The sequence below is a fragment of the Kitasatospora sp. NPDC057198 genome, from assembly GCF_042670125.1.
GTDB lineage: Bacteria > Actinomycetota > Actinomycetes > Streptomycetales > Streptomycetaceae > Kitasatospora.
This window is the reverse complement of sequence record NZ_JBHUWH010000492.1, coordinates 1-4910: the sequence shown is the minus strand read 5'-3', so window position 1 is coordinate 4910 and position 4910 is coordinate 1. Positions and strand designations below refer to the sequence as shown.

Sequence of the window (4910 nt, the reverse complement as noted above, 5' to 3'; positions counted from 1 at the left end):
GTACGGGGGGGGGGGGGGTGGGGGGGGGGGGGCGGGGGGGGGGGGGGGGGGGGGGGGGGGGGGGGGGGGGGGGGGGGGGGGCGGGGGGGGGGGGGGGGGGGGGGTGGGCCGGGCCCGGGGTGGGTGGGGGCGGCCGTCCCCGGGAGGTCCGCACCGGGGACGGCGGGGGGCGCGAGCCGGCGGTCCGTCGACTCGTCCGCCTGTCGGGGCTGTCAGCCCTTGAGGCTGCCGGCGGTCAGGCCCGCCATGATGTGCCGCTGGAACAGCAGGAAGACCACCAGCAGCGGGACGGCGGCCATCGCCATTCCGGCCAGCAGCTGGTTGGCGGGCATGTCGTTGGCGAGGGCGTTGAGGGCGACGGTGATCGGCTGGCCCTTGGGGTCGGGCAGCGTCAGCATCGGCCACAGGAAGTCCTTCCAGACCCCGACCACGGCGAAGATGGACACCACGGCCAGGACGGGCCGGGCCAGCGGCAGCACCACGTGCAGCAGGATCCGCACCGGCCCGGCGCCGTCGATCCGGGCGGCGTCGATCAGCTCCTCCGGGATCTGGTCGAAGAACCGCTTCAGCACGAAGATGTTGAAGGCGTTGGCGCAGGCGGGCAGCCAGATCGCGAACGGCGTGTTGATCAGGTTGACGTGGATCAGCGGGATGTCCACCACCGTCAGGTAGGTGGGCACCAGCAGCGCGGAGACCGGCAGCATCAGGGTGGCCAGCATCATCCCGAGCACGACGTTGCCCAGCACCGGCCGCAGTTTGGACAGCGCGTACGCCGCGCAGACGTCCACCACCAGCTGGAACAGCAGCGCGCCGGCGGCCAGCAGCAGGGTGTTGAGGAAGTAGTGGCCCAGTCCGGTGCTGCTCCACGCCTGGCGGTAGCTCTCGGGGTGGAAGCTCTGCGGGAGCAGCGTCGGGTTCGGGTCGGCGAGTTCGGCGGAGGACTTCAGCGCGCCGGAGACCAGCCAGTACAGCGGGAAGACGAACGCGGCGGTGAAGGTGACCAGGACGGTGCCCAGCACGGTGCGGTAGAGCAGGCGCCCGAGCGGCCGGTCGAGTTCGGCGGGGGCGACGAGGGTGCGGGCGGCGGATTCGGCGGTGGCCATGGCGGGTTCCTCTCAGCCCTTGGAGCGGGTCAGGCGCAGGTAGAGGCCGGCGAAGGCGCCGAGGACGACGAACAGGACGGTGCTCATGGCGCTGGCCAGGCCGAAGTCGTTGTAGACGAAGGCGTAGCGGTAGAGCAGCAGCAGGACGGTGACGGTGGCGTCGTTCGGGCCGCCGCCGGTCAGCACGAAGGGTTCGATGAACACCTGCATGGTGCCGATGACCTGGAGCAGCAGGGTGATCAGCAGGATGAAGCGCATCTGCGGGATCGTCACGTGCCACAGCCGCTGCCGGATCGAGGCGCCGTCGAGCTGCGCGGCCTCGTACAGTTCGCCGGGCACGCCCTGGAGGGCGGCGAGGTAGATCAGCGTGGTGGTGCCCATGTTGGCCCAGGTGGAGACCAGGACGAGCGACAGCATCGACAGGTTCTCCGACTCCAGCCACTGCTGCGGGGGCAGGTGCAGGATTCCCAGCGCGTGGTTGAACAGCCCCGGGCCCGGGTCGTAGAACCAGCGCCACAGCAGGACGGTGACGATCGGCGGCAGCATCACCGGCAGGTAGACGGTCATCCGCAGGTAGGCGCGGCCGTGGCGCAGTTCGTTGAGCACGACGGCGGTGACGAACGGCGCGGCGAAGCCGAACACCAGGGCCAGCGCGGTGAACCACAGGGTGTTGCGCCAGGCGGTGAGGAACAGCGGGTCGGCGAACAGGCGGTGGAAGTTGTCCAGGCCGACCCAGTCGGCGGGTCCGGCGAAGTTGACCTGCTGGAAGCTGAGCAGGAAGCCGCGGACGATCGGGTACCAGGAGAACAGCGCGAAGGCGAGGATGCCGGCGGCGAGGAACAGGTACCCGACGAGGTTGTCGGCGATGCGGCGGCGCAGTCCCGCCCGGCGCGGGGAGGAGGAGGACGGGGGCGGTGCGGGGTCGGCGGCGGGCCGCCGGGTGCGGCGCGGGGCGCCGACGGTGTCGACCTTCATGACGGGTGGCTTTCGGCTCGGGCGGGAGCGGGGGATCCGGCGGGGCCGGAGGAGCGGGCGCGGCGGAGGGACGGGCGCGGCGGAGGGGCGGGCGCGGCGGGGCCGGCGGCCGGCCGCGCCCGCGGGCTCACAGCGCGGTGGCGAGGATGCTGTCGACCTTCTTCTGCGCGTCCTTCAGCAGGCCGTCGAGGTCGGCGTCCTGCTTGGTCAGCACGGCCTGCATCACGCCGTCCAGCACGGTGTAGATCTGCTGCGCGTTCGGCGGCTCGACCTTGACCTCGACCTCCGCGGAACGGTCCACGAACGGCTGGTAGTTCTTCTGCGGCACGTTCGCGTACTTGGCGTGGATCGCCCGGACGGCGTCGCCGTTCTTGCCGTCCAGCAGGTCGGGCTGGGGCAGGCCGATCGGGATGTCGGAGCCGGCCGACTTCTTGGTCGCCGTCTCCTCGTGCTCCGGGTCGAGGTACTTCCACTGGACCCAGGCCAGGCCGGCCTTGATCTTCGCCGGGGTGTCCTTGGGGTTGAACATGAAGCCGTCGCCGCCGCCGAGGGTCGCGGTGCCGGGCATCGCGGCCAGGCCGTACTCGTCGTACTTGCGCTCGAACTGCTTGACGATGGTGGGGATGTTGTCGGGGCCGGCGAGGTACATGCCGAGCTTGCCCGCGCCCATCATCTTCTGGACGTCGGGGATCTCCAGCAGTTGGCGGCTGCCCATGCTGTCGTCGGTCCACCGCATGTCGTGCAGGTACTGCAGCGCCTTGTGCGCCGCGTCGGAGTCGACGGCGGCCTTCCACTTGCCGGAGTCGTCCCGGGTGGCGACGTCGCCGCCCAGCGAGTAGATCCACGAGGTCAGGTGCCAGCCGCCCTGGTTGTTCTTGGAGAAGTCGGCGTAGCCGACGGTGCCGTCGCCGAGCGCGGTGATCTTCTGCGCGGCGGTGCGGACCCCGTCCCAGTCGGTCGGCGGCTTGTCCGGGTCGAGGCCGGCCTTGGTGAACAGTTCGCGGTTGTAGACCAGGCCCATCGAGTAGTTGCCGGTGGGCAGGCCGTAGACCTTGCCGTCCTTGCCCTTGAAGACGTCCTGCAGGCCGGGCTTGACGTCGGCGAGCGCGGGGACGTCCTTCAGGTACGGGGTGATGTCGGCGGCCTGGTGGCGCTGGATCAGGCCGGCCGGGTCGGTGAAGTAGACGTAGTAGACGTCCTCCAGCTGTCCGCCGGCCAGCTTCGCGGCGAAGGTCTTCGGGTCCATCAGGCCCTCGTGGGCGTCGATCCTGATGTTCGGGTGGCTGGCCTCGAACGCCTTGACGTCGTCCTCGAAGTTCTTGCGGTCCACGGTCTGGGTGGCCGGGGGAAGGCCGTTGACGGAGATGGTGACCACGCCCCCGGTGTCGCCCGAGCCGCTGCCGCCGCCGCTGCCGCAGGCGGTCGCGGCGAAGGCGGTGGCCGCGGCCAGCGCCACGGCGGAGGCACGGCGGATTCTGTTGCTTCCCATGATGTTTCGGACCTTCCGTGGATCCTGCAACCGCTTGCACGGAGCTCGGTCCGGGACGCAAACGGTGTGACGGAGGAGAGGCCCGGACCGGTGTCACCGGGCGCTCTTCGGTGACCCGAACACTGACATCGTGAACGCAAGAAGTCAACGGGATGACGCAACATCCTTGCGTCACGAATCCGCTTCGCCACCGCCCCAGCCCCGGGAGGCCACCAGCGCGGGCGCCGCGCAGGTCGAACCGCGCACGATCAGTTCCGGCTCGAACAGCACCTCCTCCCACTGGGCCCGGCGGCCCTCGATCTGGTCCACCAGGGCCTTCGCCGCCGCCGCGGCCATCGCGGCCACCGGCTGGCGCACCGTGGTGAGCGGCGGATCGGTGGCGATCATGTACGGGGAGTCGTCGAACCCGATCACCGACACGTCCCGCGGCACCACCAGCCCCTCCCGCCGCAGCCGCCGCACCGCACCCAGCGCCAGCGCGTCGCTCGCGCACACCACCGCGCTCACCCCGGCCTCCACCAGCCGGGGCACGGCCGCCGCCCCGCCGTCCATCGAGAACATCGCGTGCGCCACCAGCCGGCCCAGCTCCCCCTCCCGCCCGCGTCGGCGCAGGTGGCGGGCGAACGCGTCCAGTTTGCGCACGGACGGCACGTGTCCGGCCGGGCCGAGCAGCAGTCCGATCCGCTCGTGCCCGAGCGCCTCCAGGTGGGCCAGCGACTGCTCGACGGCGGCCGCGTCGTCGGCCGAGATCAGCGCCGAACCCCGGTGCCCGTCCGCCGCGTTGATCAGCACCACCGGCACCCCGCGCTCCCGCAGCGCCCGCCCCTGCTCCGGCCCGGCGTCCGCGTAGCTGGCCCCCACGAACACGATCCCGGCGACGTTCTGCCGCAGCAGCATCTCGATGTAGTTCGCCTCCGAGACCCCGTCCGCCGTCCGGGTGCACAGCACCGGCATCAGCCCCTGCTTGCTCAGCGCCCCCGCCAGCACCTCGCAGAACCCCGGGAAGACCGGATTCTGCAGGTCAGGCACCACCAGCCCCACCAGCGGCGCCCGTTCCGCCCGGAACGCCGCGGGCCGCTCCACCCCCATCACGTCCAGCGCGGTCAGCACCGCCTCCCGCGTCTCCCGCGCCACCCCCGGCCGGTTGCGCAGCACCCGGCTCACCGTCACGGAGCTCACTCCGGCGAACCGGGCCACCTCGTCCAGCTTCTTCGTCATGACCGAAGCGTACCGACGTGAACGCAAAAAAACGACCGGACGATGAAAATCAACGAAAGTGGAGCTGGTGATTGCGGAGGCGAGGAAGCAGGCGGTAGACAGTTCCGCGTGGCGCCAGCGTGCTG

At 71.3% G+C, this 4910-nt stretch carries 4 protein-coding genes; all 4 read right to left on the bottom strand.

The window, feature by feature from the left end; all coding sequences use genetic code 11:
* Nucleotides 1-212: 212 nt before the first annotated feature.
* The 4 genes from ACFUEL_RS33950 to ACFUEL_RS33935 all read right to left on the bottom strand — a co-directional run bounded on the left by ACFUEL_RS33950 (nt 213) and on the right by ACFUEL_RS33935 (nt 4785).
* Nucleotides 213-1103, bottom strand: coding sequence for a carbohydrate ABC transporter permease (locus ACFUEL_RS33950; RefSeq protein ID WP_380241143.1), 891 nt, complete (start codon nt 1101-1103; stop codon nt 213-215).
* Nucleotides 1104-1115: 12 nt separating this feature from the next.
* Entirely contained in the window at nt 1116-2078 is a 963-nt protein-coding gene (locus ACFUEL_RS33945; protein ID WP_380241141.1) for a carbohydrate ABC transporter permease, read from the bottom strand.
* 127 nt (nt 2079-2205) lie between these two features.
* Nucleotides 2206-3567 (bottom strand): extracellular solute-binding protein, encoded by a 1362-nt coding sequence (locus ACFUEL_RS33940; RefSeq protein WP_380241139.1) that lies wholly within the window; start codon nt 3565-3567, stop codon nt 2206-2208.
* Between the two features lie 171 nt (nt 3568-3738).
* Entirely contained in the window at nt 3739-4785 is a 1047-nt protein-coding gene (locus tag ACFUEL_RS33935; RefSeq protein ID WP_380241137.1) for a LacI family DNA-binding transcriptional regulator, read from the bottom strand.
* Nucleotides 4786-4910: the final 125 nt, after the last annotated feature.

Bases quoted from the DNA above. Each gene is read 5' to 3' on its own strand.
- ACFUEL_RS33950 (WP_380241143.1), bottom strand. From the start codon at position 1,103: ATGGCCACCGCCGAATCCGCCGCCCGCACCCTCGTCGCCCCCGCCGAA.
- ACFUEL_RS33945 (WP_380241141.1), bottom strand. From the start codon at position 2,078: ATGAAGGTCGACACCGTCGGCGCCCCGCGCCGCACCCGGCGGCCCGCC.
- ACFUEL_RS33940 (WP_380241139.1), bottom strand. From the start codon at position 3,567: ATGGGAAGCAACAGAATCCGCCGTGCCTCCGCCGTGGCGCTGGCCGCG.
- ACFUEL_RS33935 (WP_380241137.1), bottom strand. From the start codon at position 4,785: ATGACGAAGAAGCTGGACGAGGTGGCCCGGTTCGCCGGAGTGAGCTCC.